We start from the raw sequence: 26090 nt of genomic DNA on the forward strand, positions 1-26090 counted from the left end.
CGTTACTATCCTTCGATGACCACCTTCGTGGAGTCCTCGGGCCTGCCCGCCGATGCCTACTCGGCGAAGTGCCCGACCCGGCAAGTGCTCGATCACATCGCGGGCAAATGGACGATCCTGGTGGTGGACGCGCTCCTCGACGGCACGCAGCGCTACACCGACCTCAGCCGACGGATCGAGGGCGTCTCCCAGAAAATGCTCACCCAGACGCTGCGCAGTCTCGAAGCCGACGGATTCGTCACCCGCACGGTGTATCCCACCATCCCGCCCAGGGTCGAATACGAACTCACCGCGCTGGGTCGCAGCCTCGCCGAACCGATCACCGCGCTGCGGCAGTGGACCGAGACCCACATCAACGAGATCGAACGCGCTTGCGCCGGATCTAGCTGAAGCCGACTGCTTGGTCGCCCCAGGCGGTGTGGAGGTCGGCGTCGGGGTTGTCCACGATGCGGTCGATGGTGTCGATCAGCAGGGTGGTCCGGGCGGTGGGACGGTAGTGGGGCCAGTGTTTGGAGCCGTCGATGGCGGCGGGGACGCTGTGTTCGGCGAAGGCCAGCCAGCGGCGCTGCATGCGGCCCGAGACCGCGACCGAGGCTTTGCGTCCACCGAGCCAGAAGGTGGGGTCGTGGTTCAAGGTGCCGAAATTGCCGAAGACATAGGGCAATTCGGTGGCGTGGCCGGCTCCGACCCTGGCCGCCTTCAACATCGGGGTGGCGTAGTCGAAGCGGTACATCCAGGTCGGCGAATGCTGGGCATGCCCCTCGGCGACCCAGGCCGCGGGCATGCGGAAGGCGGCGTCGGTCGACATCGCCAGCGCCCCACGGGTTTTGGCGAGATCGGGGTAGGCCGAGGTGATCTCGGCGATCCGCTCCGGCCCCATCTCGGGATGCGACGCGGCGACATCGCGCAGCATCGCGTTCACCGCGTCGGGCGTCACCGGCATGATCGGCGAGCGCAGCACCCGAAACAGCGACGCCTCATCGCGATTGGTGCCGATCAGCAACGGCACCCGATGCGAACGCCCCTGCTGGAATCGGTCGATCGGGTAGCCGGGCAACAGGTCCGCGTCGACGACCGGCGCCGCGGCGAGCCTGCCCGGTTCCTTGATGGGCACCTCGTCCAACAGCACGGACCCCATCTCGACGAGCTGTTCGATCGGCAATTCCAGCAACCGATTCGCCTGCCCAGGCACGAGTTCGAGCAGCTCCAGATAGCGCTGCCCGACCACCGCCGCCCGTTCCTGCCCGAAAACCGTGGTGGCGGGCGGACTCTGGGCGATCGCCTTGTGGAACAGGCCGGCCGCGGCGGGCGAGGTGAGCAGCGCGGTGACACATCCCGCGCCCGAGGACTCACCGAAGAGGGTCACGTTGCCCGGGTCGCCGCCGAACGCGGCGATATTGTCGCGCACCCACGCGAGCGCGGCGAGCTGATCGTGCAGGCCGAGGTTCGCGGTGAACTGCTCACCGAACGAGGACAGATCGAGGAAACCGAGCACCCCGAGCCGGTAGTTCACCGAGACGACCACCACGTCGCCCGCCTCGGCCAGCTTGCGCCCGTCGTAGATGGTCTGGGCGGCGGTACCGAGGCAGTAGGCGCCGCCGTGCACCCAGACCATGACCGGACGCGGCGCGTCGTCGCTCGGCTCCGGCCGCGGCGACCAGACATTGACCCACAGACAGTCCTCGCCCATCTGCAGGTCGGAATCCACCGGCACCATCGCCCCCATGGCCTGCGGTGCGATATCCCCGAAGACCACGCAGTCGCGCACACCGTCCCATGGCTTCGGGGGTTCGGGTTTCGCGAAGCGAGCGGGCCCGGCGGGCGCGGCGGCGTAGGGAATGCTGCGCCATACGGCGACCGGTCCGTCCCAGGTTCCGCTGACCGTGCCGTACTCGGTCTCCGCCAGTGGGTCGGCATCGTGGGCCCGCGCGTCCGGGTCGAAATCGGGCTGAATGCTCATCGCACACCTCCTAGCCTGCACGACCGCACGGGTGCCTGTGCATTTGCTCCCGCTGGTCGCAGCACCTGGTGACTTCCTACGAGAGTACGTGGGTACCGCCCGAACGCGCGCCCTACGCGCCATTTCCGCAGGTAACAGTTACTCCGCGGTACACGCGAAAGTCCCGTTCCGCGACGACGCGGCGGTCGTGACGCGGGTTCGGCGGCGGATGCCGACTCTGTCCGCCGTTCCTTGGCAGACCGGGGTCGGCCGCCGTCCGGATCTCCCCCATCGGACAGCGGCCGACCTCGCGCCGGTTAGCTGGAAATGTGCTGCGCTTCGTCACCGACATAGGCGGCCCACAGGCGCCGATACGGTCCATCGACGGCCACCAGCTCGGCATGGGCGCCGATCTGCACGAGCTTGCCCCCGCCGACCACCGCGATCAGATCGGCATCGGCGGCGGTGGCGAGCCGATGCGCGACGACGATCGTGGTGCGGCCCGCGGTCAGCACGTCGACCGCGGCACGCACCCGCGCCTCGGTGGCCAGATCCAGCGAGGCGGTGGCCTCGTCCAGGATGAGGATGTCCGGGTCGATGAGCTGTGCCCTGGCCAGTGCCAGCAGCTGACGCTGCCCGGCCGACAGACTGCGACCGTGCGCGCCGATCGGCTGGTAGTAGCCGTGTTCGAGCGCCGCGATCATCTCGTGCGCCCCGACCGCGCGCGCGGCCCACTCGATCTCGGCGGGCTCGGCGTCGGGGTTGCCGTAGGCGATGGCCTCGCGCACGGTGTCGCCGAACAGGAACGGCTCCTGCGGGACCACTCCGAGACGTTTGCGGAAGTCGCGCAGCCGGAACCGGCGGATGTCGACACCGTCGACGAGAACCGCTCCCTCGGTCGGGTCGTAGTATCTGGCGAGCAACTTGACCAGGGTCGATTTGCCCGCCCCGGTCTCCCCCACCAGGGCCACCTTCTGGCCCGGCTCGATCCGCAGGTCCAGTCCGTCGAGCACGGTGCGGGCTCGCGACGAGTACCCGAAACTCACCGAACGCAGTTCGATCGCGCCGTCGAGGCCGGTCACCGGGAGCGGATCGGCGGCCTCGGGGGTGTCGACGGGGGTGCGCAGCAGGTCACCGATGCGGTCGACGCCGACCACCGCCTGCTGATAGCTGTCGAACACCTGCGAGAGCTGCTGGATCGGGGCGAACAGCAACTCGATGTAGAGCAGGAACGCGATGAGCGTGCCCGCGGTGAGCATGTCGTCGCGGACCTGGTGCACGCCGACCGCGAGCACCGCGGCGGTGGCGATCACCGACATCAGTTCGATGCACGGGAAGAACACCGCCATCAGCACCTGTGAGCGCAGCCGCGCGTCGCGATAGGCCCACGACCGGCGCTCGAACTCGTTCTGGTTCACCGACTCCCGGCGAAACGCCTGGGTGACGGTGATGTTGTCGACGTTCTCCTGCAGATACGCGTTGACCGCGCTGACCCGCTCCCTGGCCAGGTTGTACGCGGGAACCGACGCGCGCCGGAAGGCCACGGTGGCCACGCCGAGCACCGGCAGCAGCACGAGCACGACCACGGCCAGCTCGGCGTCGATCACCAGGAGCGCGGCGACCACGCCCGCGATGGTGACCGTGCTGGTGAGCGCGGTGGCCAGGCCGGTCTGCAGAAACGCCGACAGCCCGTCCACGTCGGTGGTCATCCTGGTCATGATCCGGCCGCCGAGCTCGCGCTCGTAGTACTGCAGGCCGAGCCGTTGCAGGTGGGCGAAGGTCTTGAGGCGCAGACCGTAGAGCAGCCGCTCCCCGACCCGCCCGGTGACGCGCACCTGGGCGACGCTGATCGCCCAGTCCACCACCACGACCACGATCGCCAGCGCGGCCGCGCCGATCACCACCTCGCGCGCACCGGCCAGTACGCCGTGATCGATGCCGTAGCGCACCAGGAACGGGATCAGCACCTGGGCGATGGCATCGAGTCCGACCAGGCCGAGGCCGGCGAGCAGCGGCCAGGTGAACGGGCGAAGCAGTCGCGGCAGGGAGAACGCGGTGTCGGGAGTGTGCGAAAACGACGGGTCGACCTCGGGTTCGCCCGACACCGGCGGCAGCCGGTCGAGCAGGGCGACGATATCGCCGTTGGGTGGCGCGCTCGCCATCATGCCCCCACCCGCGCCACCGCCGGGACCCGCGGGAGCGCCTGCCGAGCGCCGCGCGAACGCCTTGGCCAGGTGTTCCATCGTGCGGTCGTCGTCGGAGTCGACTTCCGGTGCCACCCAGAGCTCTTCGGTGGCGACCCGGGTGGCGTCGCGATGTGGATCGGCGCCGATGCCGACGACCTCCGGCGGCGTGAACAGGGCGCGGAACAGCTCACCGGACTGCTGTAGTTCGCGCAGTGTGCCCAGTTCGGCGACCCGGCCGCCGTCGAGAACCGCGACCCGATCGGCGAGCGCCAAGGTCGAGATCCGGTGCGCGACAACGATGGTCGTGCGCTTGCGCAGTTCGGCGCCGATCCGCCGGTAGATCTGTTCCTCCACCTGGGCGTCGATGGCCGAGGTGGCGTCGTCGAGTACAAGGACCGGCGCCTCGGTGAGCAGGGCCCGAGCGAGCGCGATGCGCTGGCGCTGACCACCCGAGAGCCGTTGTCCGCGTTCACCGATGGTGGTGTCGATGCCCTGCGGCAGGGCGGTGACGAATTCGTCTGCCGCGGCCAGATACAGCGCGTGCCAGACCTGTTCCTCGCTCGCGTCGGGTCTGCCGTAGGCGACGTTGGCCCGGATCGAATCGGCCATCAGGTGCGTGTCCTCGAAGACCATCGCCACCTGCGCGCGCGGATCGGGCAGCTGTCGCATGTCGATACCGTCGAAACGCACTGCGCCGGAATCGGGCTCGAGCAGAGCGGGCAGCAGCGACACCAGGATCGACTTGCCGCTGCCCGCGCCACCCGCGACGGCGACGGTCTCGCCCGAGCCGATCCGCAGATCGACGCCGTCCAGGATCGCCGTGTCGTCGAAACCGAAAGTGACCGCGTCGAATTCGATCGACGGCGGCTCGGTGGCGCCGAAACCACCCGAGGCAGCGTCCGGTGTCCCCGCCGCACCGGGCGCCGCGCCCGCGTCGTCCGGCGCTTCGATCACCTCACGCACCCGGTCGAGGGACGCCTTGCCCTGCTGGCTCACGGTGAGCAACATCGAGAACTGCCGCACCGGCCCGACGAACGCGCTCAGATAGGTCATGAACGCGAGAAACGTGCCGAGCGTGATGGATTGACGCAGCGCGAGCAACCCGCCGACGATCAGGATCAGCGCCTGCCCCGCCGCGGGCACCGCCTGCACGACGGGGGTGAACCGGCTGGTGATCCGGGCAACCCGCAACCGCGATCGGTACAGCACCCGTGCCCGCGCGCCCAGCTGTTCCAGCTCGTACTGCTCCTGCCCGAAACCCTTCACCACCCGCACACCGGCCACGGCCGCCTCGACCTGCATCGCCACCTCGGCGGCCCGCGCCTGCGCGTCCCAGTTCGCGGGGAACAATTGACGCTGACTGCGCCGGGTGACGATCCACAGCCCCGGCAACACGATCAGCGCGATCACGGTGAGCGCGGGCGACATCACGGCCATCAGCACCAGCACCGCGAGCAGCAGCGCCACATTGCCCGCGATCATCGGGATGAGCTGCAGGAACATCTGGATCAACGTGACGTCGGTGATCGCCCGGCTCACCACCTGCCCGGTGCGCAACTGCGCCTGCTCGCGTCCGTTGAGCCGCAGCAGCGCGGCGAACAGGTCGCGGCGCAGGTCGTGTTGCACCCCCAGCGACAGTTCCGAGGAGGCGACCCGGCGCGCGTACGACGACCCGAACCTGGCCGCGCCGATCACCAGCAACAGCACCACCCACGGCGTCACCGAGGCCGCCGTGGCGCTGAGCGTGTCGACCACATGACGCACCACCAGCGGCAGCGCCGCGGTGAGCAGCGCCGCCGCCAACGCACCGGTGTAGCTGATGATCACCAGCCGCCGGTGCTCGAGACAGCGGCGGGTCAGGTAGCGGATCCAATCCGATCTCATCGGGCGGCCACGAGCGCGTCCGCGTCGTCGAACTGGTTCACCGGTCGCGCGAGACCGTAGTGGCCGCGCAACGTGGTCTCGGTGTACTCGGTGCGGAACAGGCCGCGCTCCTGCAGGATCGGGACCACCTCGTCGACGAATCGCTCCAGACCCGAGGGCAGCACCGCGGGCATGATGTTGAAACCGTCGGCGGCGCCCTGGCGGAACCAGTCCTCGATGGCGTCGGCCACCTGGACCGCGGTACCCGCGAAGGTGCGGTGCCCGCGTCCGCCGCCGAGCCGGGCGATCAGCTCGCGCACCGTGAGCCGTTCGCGCCGAGCCAGATTCACGATCAGGGTGAAGCGGCTCTTGGCGCCCTCGATGTCGTCCTCGGTGGGCAGGTCCTCGGGCAGTTCGCTGTCGAGGTCGAGCTCGTCGACGGGCAGCTCGAACCGCTCGGCGAGTTGCTTGCGCGCGTATTCGGGCGAGATCAGCCGCGCCAGTTCCTCGTCGAGTTCGCGGGCCTGCTCCTCGGTGTCGCCGATGATCGGGACGATGCCGGGCAGGATCTTGATGCTCTCCGGGTCGCGACCCGCGGCGACCGTGCGCGCCTTGAGGTCGGTGTAGAAGGCCTTGGCGTCGTCGAGCGTCTGCTGCGCGGTGAACACGGCTTCGGCGTAGCGGGCGGCGAATTCCTTGCCGTCCTCCGATGATCCGGCCTGCACCAGCAGCGGATATCCCTGCGGGGACCGCGGCAGGTTCAGGGGGCCGTCCACTCGGAAGTGCTCGCCGTGGTGCAGGATCTTGCGCACCTTCGAGGCATCGGTGTGGATGCCGAGTTCCTTGTCGGCCAGCACGGCGTCGTCGTCCCAGCTGTCCCACAGTTTCGTTGCCACGTCGACGAATTCGGCGGCCTTCTCGTAGCGCAGCCGATGGTCGGGGGTGTCGTCGAGACCGAAGTTGCGCGCGGCGTCGGCACCCGCGGTGGTGACGATGTTCCAGCCCGCCCTGCCGTTGCTCGCCCAGTCCACGGAGGCGAACCGGCGGGCGAGGTTGTAGGGGTCGTTGTAGCTGGTGGAGGCCGTGGCGATGAGGCCGATCCGGCTGGTCTGAACGGCGACCGCGGTCAGGATGACGGTCGGTTCGAGCTTGCCGCTCGGCCGACGACCGGGGTCGCCCATCAGTACCGGGCTGTCGGCGAAGAAGATCGAGTCGAGCTTGCCGCGCTCGGCGGTCTGGGCGAGCCGGACGTAGTAGTTGATGTCGGTGTGCGCGTGGGGATCGCTCTCGGGCAGCCGCCAGGCGGCCTCGTGGTGGCCGACCGACATCAGGAAGGCGTTGAGGTGCAGTTGTTTCGACATGATGGGTGCCTTTCAGGCCGCGGTCTCGGCGAGCCCGAGTGCGGTGAGCAGTGTGCGGCGGATGCGCTGGAACGCGGGCTGGCTCGGATCACGCTCGCCGGACAGGTCGACCGGAATGTCCACCGCGAGCTTTCCGTCGTCGAGCACGATCACCCGGTCGGCCAGTGCGACAGCCTCGTCGACATCGTGGGTGACCAGCAGCACGGTCGGACGATGCCGGCTGATCAGGTCGCGCAGCAGAGCGTGCATCTTGATCCGGGTGAGCGCGTCGAGCGCACCGAAGGGTTCGTCGGCCAGCAGCAGATCCGGTTCGCCGACCAAGGAGCGGGCCAGCGAAACTCGTTGCTGCTCACCACCGGAGAGCTCTCTGGGCCAGGCGCGTTCCCGACCGGCCAGGCCGACCTCGGCCAGGACCTGCTCGCCGGCGGCGCGCCGCGTTCGCGGCTGCCCGTAGAGCACGTTCGGCAGCACCCGCTGCCAGGGCAGCAGCCGCGAATCCTGGAATACCACCGAGGTCTTCGCCGGGATCCGCAGTGTGCCGTCGCCGTCGACGTCGTAGTCCAGTCCGGCCAGCGCCCGCAGCAACGTGCTCTTGCCCGAGCCGCTGCGTCCGAGCAGAGCGACGAACTGGCCGGGCGCGATGGTCAGGTCGATCGCGTCGAGCACGGTGCGCTCACCGAATTTCCGGGTCAGCGAACGGACTTCGACGCCGGCGACCTTCGGCTCGCTCACCCCGCGATAGTGCGTCGCCATGACAGCACCCTCCGTTCCACCAGCCGGATCGCCGAATCCGAGGCCAGGCCGAAGATGGCGTAGACGACCAAGCCGACCAGGATCACATCGGCCTGTCCGTAGTTCTGCGCGTTCGACATCATCTTGCCGAGACCGTCGATGGCGTTGACCGTCTCGACCACGATCAGCACCAGCCAAGCGCTGGTGACCGACATCCGCAGACCGAGGAAGAAGCCGGGCAGCGATCCGGGCAGCACGACGCTGCGAATGAACTCCGCGCGCGAAACTCCCTGGACCTCCGAGAGTTCCACGAGCTTCTGGTCGATCGTGGTGAGCGAGGCGTGGGTCTGGATGTACATGTGCACGACCACGCCCAAGGTGATGAGGACGAGCTTGAACTCCTCGCCGATGCCCAACCACAGGATCATCAGCGGGATCAGCCCGAGGGTGGGAATCGCCCGTTTGATCTGGACCGGGCCGTCGATGAGCGATTCACCCCACCGGGAAAGTCCCGCGATCACGGCGAGCGTGGTGCCGATGAGCACACCGAGGACCATGCCGATCAGCACCCGTTGCAGCGACACCCCCAGATTGGCCAGCAGTGGCCCGTCGACCAGCAACTCCCAGCCGGTCGCCAGAACAGTCCACGGCGCTGACAGTTTGCGCGGGTCGATCAGTTCGAGCAATGAGCCCGCGGCCCACGCCCCGACCACCAGGACCACACCGAGCAGGCGGGCGGCGGGGAAGGCCTTGCGCAGTCCGAGCCGGCGCAGGGTGCGCCGCTCGACGAATCCGTCAACGGACGGCGCGGAAACCGGAATCGCGGTGCGAGACAGGGCGATGGTCATTGCTGCCCCTTGGTGCGATACGGCGCCGACACCGCGTCGAACGCGATCTTCTCGAATCGGCGGTCGAACAGTTCGTCGGCGGGGAAGGAATTACCGAAGAAGCCGGCTTTGGTCACCAGATCGATCGTTTCCTGTTCCCAGGTGATCGCCTCGTTCCAATTCTCCGGGAAATACGGCTTTTCCGTCGTGGCGACAATGCGTTTGCCGTCCTCGACCGAGACCGTCTGATCCTTGACGTAGTACGCGTCGATCCATTCCGTGGGATGCTCCCAGGCCCAGACTTCGCCGCGGGCCCAGAATTTCACGAATTCGGCGACGGCAGCGGCTTTGCTGTCGTCACGCAACACCGAGGTCGGCGCCCACAGCACGGTCAGCGCGTCGACGGCGGGAGTGTCGATCGCGGTGGCGCCGTCGACGCGATACTTGTCGAGATACTTGGTCAGGGTCGGTTCGCCGAACGGGGCGACGTCGATTTCCTTGGCCTGCAGGGCGGTGAGGAACTTCGTACTCGGCAGCTCCACGAGCTGCACCTCGTCGGTGCGGATGCCGGCCGCCTTCAGCGTGCGCAACACCACCAATCCCTGCGCCTGACCCGGCGAGAAGCCGATCTTCTTCCCGCGCAGCCCATCGAGGCCGGTGAAGTTCGACCCGGGGGCGGTGGCCAGCTTGTACAGCGGGGTCGAGCGCACCTTGATCCCGACGATCTTCGCGTCGAGACCGCTGGCATGCGCGTGGATCGGCGGAATACCCGCATTGGTGGCCAGGTCCACCGAGCCGCCGCGGAAGGCCTGGATGACATCGGGACCGGCCTGCACGGCGGGCCACGACGACACCGTGAACGGCAGTTTGCCCAGTTCACCCGACGCGGTCAGTGCCACTTTGGCGGTGTTGGCCGCGACCGCGAGCGAGACCCCGGCGGGGACTGCGGTGGGCAGCGGGCTCGTCAGCGCGGCGCCGTCCTGGTCGCCGGTGGCGCAGGAGACCGCGAGCAGCGAAGCCGCTGCTGCGAGAAGTGCTATTCGTCGAATATTTTTACGCAAGGTGATTTCCCGGATTTGATCGAAGAATTGTCGGCGACGGAATTCGAACCGCGACAACACAGCACATCCGACGTGACCCGGGCGACGCCGGACTGCATTTTGTTCATAGTGTCAACTGTCGCGTGTGACGCCGCTTCCGGTCAATATTCGACTGTCTTAAAATAACCACGAATCAAACTGCTTGCGCGACAACCGTGCTCAGTGGATCACTGAACAACTCCTGCAACACCACCCCGGCCGCCGCCATCACCAGCACCTGACCGGGGAACGTCGACGCGAAGATCACCTCGGCCGGGTCGGCGCCGATGGTCGAGTGGGCGCGCACCGCCGCGTCGTAGGCTTCGCGGACGCCGGGAACCGCGATCAGGCCGCGGTCGATCAGTACCAACGCCTCCGGGTCGATCAGATCGATCAGTGCCGCGGCGACCTCACCCATCGCCGTGGCACGCTCGATGAAGTACTCGCGTTCCGGGCCGCCCGCCGCAGCCGCCGCCACCAATTCGGGGAAGCCGCCGAACCGGCCGACCGTGTCGGCACGCGCCAGCAACGCGTGGTCGCCGAGGGCTTCGAGGGCGAATCTGTTGGTCGTGCCGAGCAATCGGGCGATCGAGCCCGCCCCGAAATGCGGCCCGCAGTGGACGCGGCCGTGCACGGCGATGGCGGCGTCGATGACATTGCCGACGAACAGCACGATCGAGCTCGCCGAGCCGCGTAACCGGCCGTAGAGCTGTTCGGCGTGCACGGTCGCGCGGGTATGGCTGTCCACACTGACCGGTAAACCTGTTCGGGCACTGAGATATTCGCGCACCGGCACATCACGCCAGCGCAGATAGGAGTGTTCGACGACCGAACCGGTGGCGGTGTCGACACGGCCGCCGATCGCCACCCCGAGCCCGCGGATCCGCACCTGGTCGGCAAGGTCGGCCCCGACCGCGCGCACTCGATCGAGCACGGTGTCGAGGATGTCGTACGGGGCATGGGTGCGGTGGGGCACCTGCTCGCTGCGCAGCACCGAACCGGCGATGTCGACCACCGCGACGGTGATCTGCACCGCCGCGATGTGCACCGCGATCACCACATTGCCGACCGCGTCCAGCGCGATCGGACTGTGTGGCCTGCCCACGCCACCCGGCCCGGGTGACTCCGGCAGTTCGACGAGCAGTCCCGCCTCGACCAGCGCCCGGCTCTGCCAGGTGACCGTGGCCGGGGAAACCCCGGCGTGTCTGGCCACCACGCTGCGCGGTGCCGACCCGAGGTCGAGCACCGCCCGCAATACCGCCCCCGCGCTACTGTTCGCCATGCGCCACCTCGCCATCACCGCTGTTCGCTCACGGTACGGAGCGCAGCGGCCACGACGAAGCGTTCGGCGCAGCGTGATCGCAAGCATGGGCCTTACACTGGGCCGATGCCGAACTACAGCTTCCGGTGTCGCTCCTGTGGCGACACGTTCGACGTCAACCGGCCGATGGCGCAGTCCTCGGATCCGGCCACGTGCCCGGCAGGCCACGATGACACCGTCAAACTGCTCACCACCTTCGCGGCGGTGGGACGCGGCTCGGCGCCGGCCCCCGCACCCGCGCCGCGTCCGGCGGGTGGCGGTTGCTGCGGTGGTGGCGGCTGCTGCTGATCCCGCCGGCGTCCGGGCGTCGCCCGGTCGTCAGTCGCGGCGGTCGACGTGGCCGAGGTCGCGATCGGGTGCGATCCGGTCGCGAACGCGCTGCTTGAGGACGGCGATATCGGGGAAACCCCCGTCCGCCTTGCGTTCCCAGAGTTGTTCGCCGTCGAGGGTGATGCGGAAGATGCCGCCCTGGCCGGGAACCAGCGCCACCTCGCCGAGTTCGGTGGCGAACGTGGTCAGCAGTTCCTGCGCCATCCAGCTCGCGCGCAACACCCAGCGGCATTGGGTGCAGTATTCGATCGCGATACGGGGCACCGGAGCAGTATCCCCTGATCAGGCCTGGAACGTCCCGTCGAGGTAGACCCAGGCGCCGTCGACCCGCACGAAGGTACTCAGCTCGTGCATCGCGTCCCGTGCGCCGTCGAGTTTGTAGTGGGCGATGAACTCCACGGTGCCGTTGTCGTCGAACGGCCCGCCACGCTGCGTGCCCACGATCTCGAGGAACAGCCATCGCTGATCCGGATCGAGCGCGAGCTCGGCGGGACGGGTGCTGGGGTGCCACGAGCGCAGCAGGTAGTCCACATCGCCGACGACATAGGCGGTGTAGCGAGAACGCATCAGCGTCTCCGCGGTCGGCGCGGCCTTCTCCCCGGCCAGGATCGGCCCACAACAGGCATCGAACGGCTCACCTCGACGACACGGACACGGTCTCACTTCACCCATACCGTCATCCTGCCGGACCCGTCCGCCACACAGCGCACCCCAGGTCCGATCCGCCTGCTCCGCGCTGGTCACCCGAACGGCTGGTGCGCGAGGGGAGCGAGCTCCAATGCCCGCGCCAGCTCCGCGGTCTGATCTCGCCACCGCCGCAGATCGGTGACACTCGGCGCCATCTCGTAGTCGAGATGATGCGCCGCCCGTGACAGCGCCGCCCACAACGCACCCACCTGACCGGCGGTCTCCGGCCCCGCGAACACCCGCAACGCGAGCAGCTGCGCCCGCATCGGACACCGCATCAACTCGGGCGCCACCTGCGCCCACAACTGGTCCACCGCCTGCTCGAGCGCCAACCGCAGAATCCACGCCACCGCCCGCGACCACACCCCACCGGCATCCGACACCGACCCGTCCAACAGGTTCTCGGCCGCTTCCAGCCGCTGCGCCACCGAGGGCCGCGGGCGGAACTCGGCGCGAGCGGGCCTGCTACGGCGATTCACGACGACCTCACCGCGTTCGGCTCGTGGGCGCGCAGCCATGTGATGAATCGTTCGGTGTCACTGATCAATTCACGCATCGGACGATCGATCGGCACGTGCGCTCCCGCGGTGGCATCGCGCAGGACGCCGACGAGCCAGCGTCCGCCGACCGCGCTCAGGTGCTTGTTCAGGTCGTCCACGCGAGCGCCGACACCCATGATGGCGAGGGTGATCATGGCGCGGGTGGTGTGGGCGTTGCGCACGCGCCGCTCCACTTCCCCGTGCGCGAGACCGGTCGCCAGCAGTTCCTGACGGGCCTTCGCCAGGCCCGCTGCCTCGATCGCCGAACGGCAGCAGGTCGCGACGAGTTCGTCGGCGATGGCGGCGGGCAGTTGCGGTGTGCGGAGCAGGGATCGGGCGTCGTCGAGGTAGCGGCGAACCGGGTCGCCGGTCACCCGTACCTCGACGATCGAACGCTCGCGACGCTGCACCTCGAGCACCGTCGCGTCGAGCTGCATGCGGCGCACCGCCTCGGCGAGGCGCTCGTCATGGGTGAACACCACCACCTGCCGCGACGCCGCCACCTCGGCGAGCACTCTGGCCAGCCCATCCACCTTCGCGGGATCCATCGCCTGCACCGGGTCGTCGATCATGACGAACCGGAAAGGGCTGTGCGCCACCGTGGCTCGCGGCAGGAACAGCGACAGTCCGAGCGCGTGCAGCTCGCCCTGGCTCATCACGCCGAGCGCCGCGCCGTCCACCTCGTCGACGGTCACATCGAGCAGCACCCGCCGCGCCGTGCCCGCACTGCCCTGCAACCGAATCGCGCCGAGCTCCACATTGCTCTGCTGGCGCAGAGTGCTCCACACCCAGCGTGCCGTGGTCTCGAGCGGCCGCATCCGCTCCCCACGGATCGTCGCCGTCGCCGCCTTGAGCCAGTCGGCCGCCTTCTTCACCACCCGCAGCTCGCTCGCGTGGTCGGCGACGGCACGAGCGGGGTCGAGCCAAGCGAGAACGCGCGGGACCAGCGGCGACCACACCGCATCGAGCCGGTCCAGTTCGGTGCGCGTATCCCGTTGCAGTGCGGCGAGTTCCGCGGCGAGGTCGGCGTGAATCGTGCGCAGTCGATCCGGGAGCTGGTCCTCGTAATCGGCTGCCGCGAGCGCGGCCCACTCGGACCAGAGCTGTCCCACGATCTCGCGCTGTTTACCCAACGAGTCCGAGGTGCCGTACCGCACGGGCGCATCCGCCCGACGCGCCGCCGGATCGACCGTCGGCGCCGGGCGGCCCGCTGCGCCGGTACCGACCGCGATTGCCGAACCGAGCTCGATCGGCAGGTCTGCGGGAAGGTTGCGGGCCGCCGTCAGAGCCGTGTCGAATTCCGCCGTGGCCGCCTGTAGGGCCGCGAGTTCCGCAGTGCGGTGGGCGATTTCGGCATCGGCCGCGGCGAGCCAGTCGGCGTCGAGTTCGTCGCGTCCACAGACCGGGCACGGGCACGAACCCGCCGTCGAGACATGTTCGCGCGCCCGCGTGAGCAATTCGAGCACTCGCAGATCGGCCTCGGAATCGGCAGTCGCGTGGCGTGACACATTCCGGGCCGCTTCGGCGAGTCGATCGGTCGTGGCGGCGACCCGTGGGACATCGGGCAACGACAGGCGCAGGATCGCGCGCAACCCCTCCGGCCCGTCGATGCCGAGAACCGAACCGGCTACCGCGCCCGCCACCGCGTCGAGATCGGGGTCGGGGGTGCGCAGCAGGTCGGCCACGTCGCGGGCACGTTCGTCATCGGCCTCGGCCAGCTCGACCAGCAGGTCGGCGCGGGACTGGCGCGAATCCTTCACGGCGCGTTCGAGTTCGAGCTTGCGCAACCGGATCTGTTCGGCCGCGGCGGCCAGCTCGTCGAGGCCGAGCAGGCGATGCAGGGCGTCGAACAGGTCGCTCGGCTTCCCGTCGACAAGCGCGCCGAGCTCGCTGTAGGACAGGAACGGCCGGTACAGATCGAGCCGCTGGCGCCGTCCGTGCGGGTCGACCGAGGCCGCGGGTCCGGATCCACGCCGCTCGGTCCACCGCGCGTCGGCCAGGTCCGCACTCGGGTCCCAGCTGGTGGCCACCGAGAGCGCTGGGTCGTCGCCCGCGGTGAGCAGCTCGACGTCGATCCGGGCGGTCTCGGGTTCGTGCAGGTTGCGCCACCCCTCCCGCCAGGCGGTCGAGCGGCCGTCCCAGCGCCGATTTCCGCCGGTCAACGCGAATTCCGCGGCCTCGGCGAAACTCGACTTCCCGCTGCCGTTGCGACCGACCACCAGCGTCAGGCCGGGCCCCGGATTCAACCGCAGCGTCGCCGCGGGCCCGATTCCCCGGAAACCCTGCACGGTGATCGACCGCAGAAAGACCCCGGTATCACCGGAATCCGTTGCGGCCGAGTCACCGTCGACAGCTGTGAGCGCGGCGAGCACGCAATCGGCGACCCGTTCCTCCACTGCCGGGTCGGCGGCGAGCTCGCGCGCGACCACCTCGGCGATCCGATCCGAGCACACTTGCGACATCCCCCTTCGCGTCGGCGCGCAACGCGGCGATCCTGGTTGAAACGCTACCCGATCGCCGGATGTTCGCCCAGGGGATGCGCAGGGCCCCCAGCGAATCTGCCCGCGGGAGTGGAATGGCCATCGCGGCGCCACGGCGGGCCCTCGATGTCCACCCCTCGCCCACCCCGGCGGGCAGCTCGATGAGGTGTTCACACCCGCGTTACGCTGCGTCGAGCAGCGCGGGCGGTCCGGGCGGTGCCGAACAGGTCAGAATGCCAGAGATCGCGACCCAGGGCAAGAGCTGGAGCACGAATTTGCCGCAGCACCAGTGTTTTCCGAGCGCTACGCCGCCGGGGCCGCCAGTTGTCGGTGGGTTGCGGTAGATATTCGGCGAACACGAGAACGGGGGAACCGATGACCGAGCAACGCACGCCGTGGACCGAGGACCAGGTCCGCGCGCTCGCGCCCGATGCGAGCTCGCTGGCTGCCGCACGCAAGCTGGCCGGTCGCTGGCGCGAGACCGGCACCGCGGGCAATGCGGTGTGGGGGCTGTGTCAGGGCAGCGGCGCCAAGCCGTATCAGGCGATCGTCGATCTGGACGGGCCCGCGTACAAGTGCTCGTGCCCCAGCCGCAAGTTCCCGTGTAAGCACACGCTGTCGCTGTTGCTCACGTGGTCGGGTGGCCAGACCCCCGTCCGGGAGGCGCCCGCCGACTTCGCGGCCGAATGGCTGGCCGGGCGAGCCGCGAAGGCCGCCGCGCCACCGAAGACCAAGGCCGCGAGCACGCCGTCGCAGGCCACCGTCGAGCAGCGGCGGGCCAGGGTAGCCGCCGGGCTCACCGAACTGGAGGTCTGGCTCACCGACCAGATCCGGACCGGGCTGGCGCAGACCGATCGTTCGTACGCCGCCTACGAGGCGATCGCGGCACGGATGGTCGATGCCCAGGCGCCCCGCATCGCCGAGGCCCTGCGCAGGCTGCCCACCGCGGTCGTCACCACCGAACACTGGCCCGAACTGCTGTTGCGCGAGTACGCCCGCCTACACCTGCTGGTGCTGGCCCATCGCAGGCTCGATGCCCTCCCCGAGCCGCTGCGGGCGGGGATCCGCACCCATATCGGTTACCCGACATCGGCCGAGTCGGTGCTGAACGAGCCCGCGGTGCGGGATCGCTGGCTGGTGCTCGGCATGCGGGTGAGCGAGGACGAGCGGCTGCACACGCGCCGCACCTGGCTGCGCGGTCGCGGTAGCGGACGGTGGGCCCTGCTCATCGAACATTCCTTCGCCACCCCGAATTTCACCGGCGAGGTGCCCGCACCCGGCAACGAAGTGGACGCCGAACTGCACTATTACCCCGGCGCGGCGTCCCTGCGCGCCCAGTGGGGCACCCGCCACGGCGCACCCGAACCCTTCACCACCGTCCCCGCTGTCGGCGGCACCACGATCGACGACGCGCTCGACGCCTACGCAGGCGCGTTGAGTGCGGATCCGTGGCTGCGTGCCTGGCCCGCGCTGCTCACCGATGTCGTGCCGGTGCTCGACGAGACCGGATGGCAACTCGTCGCGTCCGACGGCACCGCGCTACCGCTGCCTGCGGGCGTGCGCCCGTGGCGGCTGATCGCGGTCGCGGGTGGTCACCCGGTGACGGTGTGCGGCGAGTGGCGAGCCGACGGCTTCGACCCGATCTCGGTGTTGTGCGCCGGCGAGGTGAGCGATCTGGAGACCGAGTTCCCCACCGAAACCACCCCGACCCCCGCGCTGGCCGAACTCGTCTCGGTGGCGCTGCTCGGCACCGCCCGCCGCAGCGCCGACGGTGTCCACCTCGACTCCGCGGTCGCCACCGCCGTCCCGCAGCACGCGGGCGAACCGGCCACCCGACTGCTCCACACCGCCGCGCTGCAAGACCTGTACCTGCGCGGCGGGCAACTCCCCCGTACCGCGGCGAAACCCGAACCCGCCGTCGATGATCCGCGCCCTCTTCTCCCGCGCCCCGCCGCCGATCGCCTCAGCCGCCTCCTCACCGACAAATCCCCGTTCCTGACCGAATGGTTCGCTGCGGCAACACCTTTCGACTTCCGCCTGCCCGATGTGCTGTGTGTCCAGGCGCTCTCGGCCGCCTCCGACACCACGCTGCGTGCGCCGCTGCTCCGACTGGCCGGCCGCCGCGGACGCTGGCTCGCCGCCCGCAACCCGGCCTGGGCGAAACTGGTCGACGAGTTCCCCGCCGACGCCGCTACATCGTCGGCGGATGGGAAACCCGAAACCAGGAAGCTGGAGCTGACGGCGAGCGCCGCCGACATCCACGCCGACACCGACCCGAGCACCACTCCGAGCGCCGGGCCGACAACGTCTACAGATCACGATCCCGATTCGGGCACGACTGCCGGCTCGGGCGCCGGTACGGAGCCGGAAGCGCCCGCCGTCCACGATGTCTGGTTGTTCGGCACATCCGGCGAGCGAAAGGACTGGTTCGCGCGTACCCGCCGGACCGATCCGGCCGCGGCACTGGCCGTGTTGAGCGCGGCGTGGCCGAAGGAATCGGGGCCGGTGAAGGCAGAGCTGCTGGGGCTGCTCGCCGAGGGGCTGAGCACAGCGGACGAAGCCCTGCTCGAGCGGGCCCTCGACGACCGGCGCGGTGATGTCCGGCGCACCGCCACGATGCTGCTGAACAAGCTCCCGGATGCCGCTTTCGGGCGGCGGATGGCAACGCTGGTGGCGTCGTGGATCCGGGTGGAGGACGACGGGACGGTAGACGTACGAGTGCCCGCGGAGCTCGACGCGCAGGCCCGGCGCGACGGCATCACCGATGCGACCGATCAAGCGAAATTGCGCTGGGACACCCCTGATTCGACGATCACGACGCTGCATCAGGCGATCGCCGCGACTCCGCTCACCGCATGGTCGTCGATCGTGCGGGCCACCGGCGAGCACACCCCGACCACCGCGTTGACCCTGTCGCTGCCGCCCCGCTATGCCAAGGCGATCGTGGACGGCTGGGTCGATGCCACGCTCGCCCAGCACGACACCGCGTGGGCCCGTGCGCTGTTCGCCCACGCGACCCCGACGGAGCAGGCGGTGCTGCGGCGTCGCGAACTGTTCACCCTGCTCGATGCGGCCGACCGGATCGAGCACGTGCTCGACCTCGACGCGCACCAGCTCAACGAGCTACACGCGATCCTGCCCGGCCTCGATCACCCGTGGCCGGAACCCGTCGCCGACCATGTGCTGCGTCTGCTCGGCGAGCGCGCCCGCACCACCGCGCGCCAGCCGCACGCCAGTGCGGGCGTGTACACCGACCGGGCGCTGCTCACCGCCGCGAGCGTCCACCTACCTGTCGAACTCGCGACGCGCGTGAGCGCGCTCGCCGACACCACCGACGATCCCGCCTGGCAACAGGCATTCCACCGACTCGCCCACGATCTCACCGATCGTGCCACCATGCTCGAGGAGCTGCGTTGACCACCACCGAACCCTCCACCACCCTGCTGCGCCCCCACGCCGAACAGGCGTTCGCCGACGAGTTGGCCGCCCTGGCCCGCGTCGACGACCGCGTGCGCCCGCCGTCCTGGAAACTGTCGCCGTGGGCCGTGGTCACCTACATTCTCGGCGGCACCCTCGACGACGGCACCGTGATCACGCCCAAATATGTCGGCCCGCGCCGGCTGATGGAGGTCGCGGTCGCCACCCTCGCCACCGACCGCGCGCTGCTGCTGCTCGGTGTACCCGGCACTGCGAAAACCTGGGTGTCCGAACATCTTTCGGCTGCCATCAGCGGTGAGTCGACCCTGCTCGTGCAGGGCACCTCCGGCACCGCCGAGGAAGCGATCCGCTACGGCTGGAACTACGCTCGGCTGCTCGCCGAGGGGCCGAGCGACGCCGCCCTGGTCGCGTCGCCGGTGATGACCGCGATGCGCACCGGCGCGATCGCTCGCATCGAAGAGCTCACCCGCATCCCCTCCGATGTGCAGGACGCGCTGATCACCATCCTGTCCGAGAAGACCCTGCCGGTGCCCGAGCTCGGCGGGGAAGTACAGGCGGCCAAGGGTTTCAACGTCATCGCCACCGCCAACGATCGCGACCGCGGCGTCAACGATCTCTCCTCTGCCCTGCGGCGCCGCTTCAACACCGTGGTGCTGCCGCTGCCCGCCGACGAGGATTCCGAGGTCGCCATCGTGAGCCGTCGCGTCGAACAGCTCGGCGCCGCACTGGAACTGCCGACCGTTCCCGCCGCGGCCGAGGAGGTCCGCCGCGTGGTGCGGGTCTTCCGCGAACTGCGCTCCGGCATCACCGCCGACGGCCGCACCAAGCTCAAATCCCCCTCGGGCACCCTGTCCACCGCCGAGGCGATCTCGGTGATCACCAACGGCCTCGCCCTGTCCGCCCACTTCGGCGACGGTGTGCTGCGCGCCTCCGACATCGCGGGCGCGGTCCTCGGCTCGGTGATCAAGGACCCGGTGGCCGACACCGTGGTCTGGACCGAATACCTCGAGGCGGTGGTCCGCGAACGCCCGGATTGGGCCGACTTCTACCGGGCCTGCCGCGACATCGCCGGCTGAGAAACGCCCGAAGGGGAGGACGGAACACACACCACACATGGGGTTTTCGATGAGTCAACGCAACAAGGCGACCCACCCGGCCACCGGCGGCACCACACCGGGCGATCCGGCGAGCGATGCCGATATCCGCGAGAGCTCCGGCTCGGACGCAGGCGCGGCAAGCGATCCGCTGGTCGACGCGGCGGCGGTGACGCGGGTGTTCGGCATCCGTCACCACGGACCCGGATCGGCACGCTCGCTGCGCCACGCGCTCGAGGAGTTCCGGCCCGACGCTATTCTCATCGAAGGGCCCGCCGACGCTGATCCGCTCGTCGGGTTCGTCGCCGCCGACACGATGGCCCCACCGGTCGCGTTGCTCGCCTACGTCCCGGATTCGCCCGCCCGCGCGGCATTCTGGCCGTTCGCCGTGTTCTCCCCCGAGTGGCAGGCCATGCGCTACGGCGTCGACCACGCCGTCCCGGTCCGCTTCTGCGACCTCCCCGCCACGAACGTCCTCGCCGCCGACGACGATGCCCGTGGCGGCGGCTCCGACCCGCTGGCCGCCCTGGCCTCGGCCGCGGGCTACGACGACGCCGAACGCTGGTGGGACGCCGTCGTCGAATCCGTCCCCGACAGCGCGGCTTTCGACGCCATCACCGAGGCGATGACCGCCCTGCGTGAGGATGCCCGACACGCCGCGACGGCGATCACGCCTCCCACAGCGGACGCTCCACCGCAGCTCGGCGCGTCGGCGCCGACCGACACCGAAGTCCCCGCCACGGTGACACTTTCACCACTCGACGCTCCTGAACTGCTGGAGAAGCCCTCGGCAGCACACGGATTCGAGTCCCCGGCAGCCGCGGATCGACCTGACCCCGCGATGGCGCCACTGATCGTCGACCAGCACACTCTGGTCCGCGAGGCGCATATGCGGCAGGTGATGCGGCAGGTACTCAAGGGTGGTGCGAAGCGGTTGGCGGTGGTGTGTGGCGCCTGGCACGCGCCTGCGCTGGTCGAACCGCTCGGTCCGGCCGCACCGGATATGCGACTGCTCAAGGGGTTGCCGAAGACGAAGGCCGCGTTGACCTGGGTGCCGTGGACGCATTCGCGGCTGGCGGCCGGGTCCGGCTACGGGGCAGGCGTCACCTCCCCCGGCTGGTATCACCATCTGTTCACCGAGACCGAGCGGCCGGTGGCGCGCTGGCTGACCAAGGTCGCCGGGGTGTTGCGCTCGCACGATCTGCCGGTGTCGAGTGCGCACATCATCGAGGCGGTGCGGCTGGCGGATACGCTCGCCGCGTTGCGCGGCAGGCCGCTGCCGGGGTTGTCCGAGGTCACCGAGGCTGTGCGGTCGGTGATGTGCGGTGGCGACGAGACCATGCTGCGACTGGTGGTCGACGAACTCGTCGTCGGCGAGACGCTCGGCGGTGTCCCGGAGGACACTCCGACGGTCCCCTTGGCCGCCGATCTGCGGGCGCGCTGTAAGACCCTGCGGCTCAAGCAGGAAGCGCTCGCCCGAAATATCGACCTCGACCTGCGCAAGGACCGTGACGTCGAGCGTTCGCATCTGCTGCACCGCCTGCGCCTGCTCGGGATCGGCTGGGGCACCCCGACCACCGGTGACGTCCGCAGCACCGGCACCTTCCGTGAGACGTGGACGCTGCGCTGGGAACCGGAATTCGAAGTCCGCATCGTCGAAGCGGCGGTATGGGGAACGACCCTGCGCACCGCCGCCGAGACGAAGATCCTCGACACCGCGAGCCGCGACGACGTCACCGTCACCGCCCTCGCCGACGCGCTGGAAACGGCCCTGCTCGCCGACCTCGGCGGCGCCACCGAAGGGTTGATCACCAGGCTCGAAGCCGCCGCAGCCCTCGACCACGATGTCACCCACCTGCTCGGCGCCCTCCCCGGCCTGACCCGCACCCTGCGCTACGGCGATGTCCGCGGCACCGACACCAAGGCACTGGCCCACGTCGCCGACGGCCTGCTGGTACGGATCTGCGCGGGCCTGCCCGGCGCCGTCACCGGCCTCGACACCGACGCCGCCCAGGCCCTGCGCGCCCAGATCGACGCCGCGCACACCGCCATCAGCACCCGCGACGACGAGCACGCCACCACCGAATGGCTGGCCACCCTGCAACGCATCGCCGACCGCGACGACGTGCACGGCGCGATCGGCGGGCGCGCGGTGCGCCTGCTGTGCGACGCCGAACGCATCGACGACGCCGACTCCGCCCGTCGACTCGCCGCCGCCCTGTCCATCGGCAACACCCCCGCCGCCAAAGCCGCCTGGATCGACGGCTTCCTCGGTGGTCGCGGCCTCCTCCTCGTCCACGACCGAGAGCTGTTGCGCCGCATCGACGAGTGGCTCCGCGACCTCAACGAAGACCAGTTCGTTGCCACCCTGCCACTGCTGCGCCGCACCTTCGGCTCCTTCGAATCCGGCGAACGCCGGGCCATCAGCCAGGCCCTGCGAGACACCGGCTCAGCACCGACCACCTCCAACGGCCCCACCGCGATCGATCCGATCCGCGGGCAACTGGCGCTGCGCGCAGCGACCGCGATCCTGGGGGCCGCTGGGTGACCCACCTCCGCAGGCGTCTGACACCGAACCAGCGGCCGGGCCGTGCGCGACATCGGATCCACCGGTCGCACTCCGTGATGCCGTGCGAGGATCGCGCACCGCGAATCGCGTGCGGCGCGATCGTCACGGTGGCCGCGCCCGATACCCACTCGACACCGCATCCCGCTCTCCCGCTCGACCACCAGGAGCACCCATGACCGAACCCGACGAAACCCAGTCACGCCGTTGGCGTCTCGTACTGGGCACCGCCGCCGAAGAACAGCTCGGCGGGTTGAGCTCCGGTGCCGATCAGGCGATGGACCAGGCACTGTCCGCCCTCTACAACACCGGTGAAGCGGGCGGGTCGACGAAAAGGTCAGGCGGACTGGGTGGTTCGGCACCCCGGGTAGCGCGCTGGCTCGGCGATATCCGCACCTACTTTCCCGCGACCGTGGTCGAGGTGATGCAGCGCGACGCCGTGGACCGGCTCAACCTCACCCAACTGCTGCTGGAGCCCGAGCTGCTGGAATCGGTCGAGCCCGATGTGCACCTGGTGGGCACACTGCTCGGCCTAAACCGGGTGATGCCCGAAACCACCAAGGCCACCGCGCGCATGGTGGTGGAGAAGGTGGTGCGCGAGATCGAGCAGCGCATCGCCGCCAAAACGGTGGCTGCCGTCTCGGGCGCCATCAACCGTGCCGCCCGCACCCATCGCCCGAAACTGCGCGATATCGATTTCAACCGGACCATCCGCAAGAATCTCGCGAACTACCTGCCCGAACACCGCACCATCGTGCCCGAGCGGCTCGTCGGCTACGGCCGCAAGTCCCAGTCGATCCAGCGCGATGTGGTGCTGGCCATCGACCAATCCGGCTCGATGGCGGCCAGCGTCGTCTACGCCTCGGTGTTCGGCGCCGTCCTCGCGTCCATGCGGTCGCTGAAGACCTCGCTGGTCGTGTTCGACACCGAGATCGTCGATCTCACCGATCAGCTCAGCGACCCGGTCGACGTCCTGTTCGGCACCCAACTCGGCGGCGGCACCGACATCAATCGCGCCATCGCCTACTCACAGACACTGATCACCCGCCCGACCGACAGCCTCTTCGTGCTCATCTCCGACCTCTACGAAGGCGGCGTACGCAACGAGATGCTGCGCCGCTGCCATGCGATGAAAGAGGCAGGCGTCCAGGTGGTCGTGCTGCTCGCGCTCTCCGACGAAGGCGCGCCCGCCTACGACCACGACAACGCGGCGGCACTGGCAGCCCTCGGCATTCCCGCCTTCGCCTGCACCCCCGACAAGTTCCCGGACCTCCTCGCCACCGCGCTGGACCGCGGCGACATCACGCGCTGGGCCGACACCAACGCTCCGGCGGTGTGATCGCGCCCCGGGGAACGTGGCGGGACTCGGGAGCGGTCCGAGCCGGGGCCAACTAGGCTGCGAACGATCGAGTTCGTTGGACGGGGTGAGGCGATGTTGCGGCGCGGGGCGGTGTTCGCCGGTTTCGTCATCGAGCGTGAGCTGGGACGCGGCGGGATGGGCGCGGTGTACGCGGCCAGAGACCGCAGGCTGCCGCGACTGACCGCGTTGAAGTTGATGCACCGTGACCTGTTCGCCGACTTCGAGATCCGCGCCAGATTCGAACGCGAAGCCGACCTGGTGGCCCAGCTCGACCACCCGAACATCATCACCGTCTACGACCGCGGCGTCGACGAGGAACGTCTCTGGATAGCGATGCAGTTCGTGGACGGCGTCGACGCCTCGGCGGTTCCGGTGCAGCAGTTCGGGAGCGAGCGGATCGCCCAGATCGTCACCCAGACCGCGAGTGCGCTCGACTATGCCCACCGCCAGGGCGTTCTGCACCGCGACGTGAAGCCCGCCAACATCCTGTTGTCGCGCACCGCGGGTGTCGGCGCGGGCTTCGACGAGCGAGTCGTGCTGACCGACTTCGGCATCGCGAAACTTCTCGACGACACCGGTGGCCTCACCCGCACCGGCCAGTTCACCGCCACCATCGCCTACGCCTCGCCCGAACAACTCAGCAGCGCTCCCCTCGACGGCCGCGGCGATCAATACTCCCTGGCCTGCACGGTTTTCCGCCTCCTCACCGGCACCGGCCCCTTCGATGCCCCCAACCCGGCCACCGTCATGCTCGGCCACCTCAACACCCCACCTCCCGCGGCCAGCACCCGCCGCGCCTCCCTTCCCACCGCGGTCGACACGGTCCTGTCGAAGGCCATGGCCAAAGACTCCGCCCACCGCTTCCCCACCTGCACCGCGTTCGCCACCGCACTCACCGAGGCACTACGCCACCCCGCACGATCCGCCGCCCACGAAGTGTCGAGCCGGCTGAGCGCTGCCCGGCGCCACGACCCCACAGCTGTTCGCCACACCACCGCCGAGCCGGAAAACCGCTCGCCCGGTGGTCCGCGTGACCCAGCGGCACACCGACCGACAGGCACCGTATCGCGGGACCAGTGGGGTTCCGCGGTTCGCAACGGCGAGCCGGGGAAGGCCACGCGTACAGCGACGGGCGCGGTGATGTGGGCGCAGCGCCTCACCGGTTGCCTGGTCGGCGGCGCGATCGGCGATGCGCTCGGCGCTGCGGTGGAAACCCGTTCACTGCAACAGATCCGAGCAGAATACGGCTCGGCCGGTGTCACCGACATCGACCCGCTGCGCATCTCCGAAGAGACCCAACTGACCGCCTTCACGGTCGAAGCGCTGATCAGAGGCTCGGTGCGGGCCAGGTCGAAAGGCATCGGCGGGGCGACGATGGGTCTGCTCCAACAGGGCATGCTCGTGTGGTTGCGCGGGCAGGTCTCGGAGCTGCCCGACCAACCGTTCGCGCTGCACAGCTCGCTCACCGGCCACCCCGAGCTCATCGAGCAACGCGGCGTGGCCGATTCGGTCTACACCGCGCTGCGCCGAGCGGCGACACGGCGCGCACCGACCGATCCCCTCGGTACCCGCGACCAGCCCATCAACCACTCCAAGGGCAGCGGCGCCGTGATGCGCGCCGCCCCGTGCGGGTTCGGTTACGCCGCAGACCGTTCCGGCTCCGCGACCGACGCCATCTTCGAATTGGGTTGCGATGCCGCCGCACTCACTCACGGCCACCCCAGCGGCTGGCTCCCCGCGGGCACCCTGTCGGCGCTGATCTATCAGCTCGCGCGCGGCGCCGACCTCCACACCGCGCTCTCCCACGCGCGAGTGGAGCTGGCGAGCTACCCCGAACACGAGGAGACCTCGGCCGCCCTCAACGCCGCGCACCGGCTGGCCGCCCGGATCGAACGCGAACGGCGTTATCCCACACCGGAAGACGTCGAGACCCTCGGCCAGGGCTGGATCGGCCCCGAAGCGCTGTCGATCGCCGTCTTCGCCACCCTCGCCGCCGAAGGACTCGGCGGCGCAGCACACGACATCGTTCGCACCGGTCTGCTGCTCTCGGTCAATCATTCCGGCGACAGCGATGCCACCGGCTCGATCGCGGGCAGTCTCCTGGGCGCCCGCTACGGCTACCACGCCCTACCCCGCCGCTGGTTCGAGACGGTCGACGCGCGTCCCGTCCTCGAACGTCTCGCCGCCGACTACGCCACCGAATTCGGCCTCACCCCGCCGGCCGACAACCACGGTCAGCCGACCGACGACTGGTACAACCGCTACCCGGCGTGATCGCCGTCCACCCG

The 26090-nt window shown here is 69.5% G+C and carries 18 protein-coding genes; 7 read left to right on the forward strand and 11 right to left on the reverse strand.

Going from position 1 to position 26090, the window contains the following annotated elements; genetic code table 11:
* Positions 1 to 15 precede the first annotated feature (15 nt).
* Positions 16 to 390: a winged helix-turn-helix transcriptional regulator gene (locus ACFVJ5_RS24695; RefSeq protein WP_379223458.1), complete on the forward strand. Its 375-nt coding sequence runs from the start codon at positions 16 to 18 to the stop codon at positions 388 to 390.
* On the opposite strand, the gene ACFVJ5_RS24700 is transcribed toward ACFVJ5_RS24695, so the two are convergent.
* The 7 genes from ACFVJ5_RS24700 to ACFVJ5_RS24730 form a co-directional block, all read right to left on the reverse strand.
* Positions 383 to 1960 carry a carboxylesterase/lipase family protein gene (locus ACFVJ5_RS24700; RefSeq protein WP_379223460.1) on the reverse strand — a complete coding sequence of 526 codons (1578 nt, stop codon included), beginning with the start codon at positions 1958 to 1960 and terminating at the stop codon, positions 383 to 385. The two genes, ACFVJ5_RS24695 and ACFVJ5_RS24700, sit on opposite strands and share 8 nt — an antisense overlap.
* Positions 1961 to 2256: 296 nt before the next feature.
* Complete coding sequence (locus tag ACFVJ5_RS24705; RefSeq protein WP_379223462.1) at positions 2257 to 6009, reverse strand: ABC transporter ATP-binding protein; 3753 nt, start codon at positions 6007 to 6009, stop codon at positions 2257 to 2259.
* Positions 6006 to 7349, reverse strand: coding sequence for an LLM class flavin-dependent oxidoreductase (locus tag ACFVJ5_RS24710; protein ID WP_379223464.1), 1344 nt, complete (start codon positions 7347 to 7349; stop codon positions 6006 to 6008). The genes ACFVJ5_RS24705 and ACFVJ5_RS24710 overlap by 4 nt, the downstream gene beginning before the upstream one ends.
* Positions 7350 to 7361: 12 nt before the next feature.
* Positions 7362 to 8102, reverse strand: coding sequence for an ABC transporter ATP-binding protein (locus ACFVJ5_RS24715; protein ID WP_379223466.1), 741 nt, complete (start codon positions 8100 to 8102; stop codon positions 7362 to 7364).
* A complete protein-coding gene (locus ACFVJ5_RS24720; protein WP_379223467.1) occupies positions 8078 to 8929 on the reverse strand; it encodes an ABC transporter permease in 852 nt (283 codons plus the stop codon). Before ACFVJ5_RS24720 ends, ACFVJ5_RS24715 begins: the two co-directional genes overlap by 25 nt.
* Positions 8926 to 10029, reverse strand: a complete 1104-nt coding sequence (locus ACFVJ5_RS24725; protein ID WP_379223469.1) for an ABC transporter substrate-binding protein — start codon at positions 10027 to 10029, stop codon at positions 8926 to 8928. Before ACFVJ5_RS24725 ends, ACFVJ5_RS24720 begins: the two co-directional genes overlap by 4 nt.
* 112 nt (positions 10030 to 10141) lie before the next feature.
* A complete protein-coding gene (locus tag ACFVJ5_RS24730; protein ID WP_379223470.1) occupies positions 10142 to 11269 on the reverse strand; it encodes an ROK family protein in 1128 nt (375 codons plus the stop codon).
* A gap of 105 nt (positions 11270 to 11374) precedes the next feature.
* On the opposite strand from ACFVJ5_RS24730, the gene ACFVJ5_RS24735 reads away from it, so the two are divergent.
* On the forward strand, positions 11375 to 11596 hold the full coding sequence (locus tag ACFVJ5_RS24735) for a zinc ribbon domain-containing protein (protein ID WP_379223472.1): 222 nt from the start codon (positions 11375 to 11377) through the stop codon (positions 11594 to 11596).
* Positions 11597 to 11626: 30 nt separating this feature from the next.
* On the opposite strand, the gene ACFVJ5_RS24740 is transcribed toward ACFVJ5_RS24735, so the two are convergent.
* From ACFVJ5_RS24740 to ACFVJ5_RS24755, 4 genes are all read right to left on the reverse strand, one after another.
* Complete coding sequence (locus tag ACFVJ5_RS24740) at positions 11627 to 11902, reverse strand: SelT/SelW/SelH family protein (protein ID WP_379223474.1); 276 nt, start codon at positions 11900 to 11902, stop codon at positions 11627 to 11629.
* Positions 11903 to 11920: 18 nt separating this feature from the next.
* The gene (locus tag ACFVJ5_RS24745) at positions 11921 to 12310 is read right to left on the reverse strand and encodes a YchJ family protein (protein ID WP_379223476.1); all 390 of its coding nucleotides are present in this window, start codon (positions 12308 to 12310) and stop codon (positions 11921 to 11923) included.
* A 68-nt stretch (positions 12311 to 12378) separates the two neighbouring features.
* Positions 12379 to 12843 (reverse strand): hypothetical protein, encoded by a 465-nt coding sequence (locus ACFVJ5_RS24750; protein ID WP_379223478.1) that lies wholly within the window; start codon positions 12841 to 12843, stop codon positions 12379 to 12381.
* Positions 12801 to 15326: an AAA family ATPase gene (locus ACFVJ5_RS24755; RefSeq protein ID WP_379223480.1), complete on the reverse strand. Its 2526-nt coding sequence runs from the start codon at positions 15324 to 15326 to the stop codon at positions 12801 to 12803. The genes ACFVJ5_RS24750 and ACFVJ5_RS24755 overlap by 43 nt, the downstream gene beginning before the upstream one ends.
* A gap of 393 nt (positions 15327 to 15719) precedes the next feature.
* On the opposite strand from ACFVJ5_RS24755, the gene ACFVJ5_RS24760 reads away from it, so the two are divergent.
* The 5 genes from ACFVJ5_RS24760 to ACFVJ5_RS24780 all read left to right on the forward strand — a co-directional run bounded on the left by ACFVJ5_RS24760 (position 15720) and on the right by ACFVJ5_RS24780 (position 26076).
* On the forward strand, positions 15720 to 18761 hold the full coding sequence (locus tag ACFVJ5_RS24760; RefSeq protein ID WP_379223482.1) for a DUF5691 domain-containing protein: 3042 nt from the start codon (positions 15720 to 15722) through the stop codon (positions 18759 to 18761).
* Positions 18758 to 19858: an AAA family ATPase gene (locus ACFVJ5_RS24765; RefSeq protein WP_379223484.1), complete on the forward strand. Its 1101-nt coding sequence runs from the start codon at positions 18758 to 18760 to the stop codon at positions 19856 to 19858. The genes ACFVJ5_RS24760 and ACFVJ5_RS24765 overlap by 4 nt, the downstream gene beginning before the upstream one ends.
* Before the next feature lie 49 nt (positions 19859 to 19907).
* Complete coding sequence (locus tag ACFVJ5_RS24770) at positions 19908 to 22424, forward strand: DUF5682 family protein (RefSeq protein ID WP_379223486.1); 2517 nt, start codon at positions 19908 to 19910, stop codon at positions 22422 to 22424.
* A gap of 193 nt (positions 22425 to 22617) precedes the next feature.
* A complete protein-coding gene (locus ACFVJ5_RS24775; protein ID WP_379223488.1) occupies positions 22618 to 23781 on the forward strand; it encodes a VWA domain-containing protein in 1164 nt (387 codons plus the stop codon).
* A 93-nt stretch (positions 23782 to 23874) separates the two neighbouring features.
* Positions 23875 to 26076, forward strand: a complete 2202-nt coding sequence (locus ACFVJ5_RS24780; RefSeq protein ID WP_379223490.1) for an ADP-ribosylglycohydrolase family protein — start codon at positions 23875 to 23877, stop codon at positions 26074 to 26076.
* Positions 26077 to 26090: the final 14 nt, after the last annotated feature.

This window comes from Nocardia sp. NPDC127606 (assembly GCF_042671725.1).
Classification (GTDB): Bacteria; Actinomycetota; Actinomycetes; order Mycobacteriales; family Mycobacteriaceae; genus Nocardia.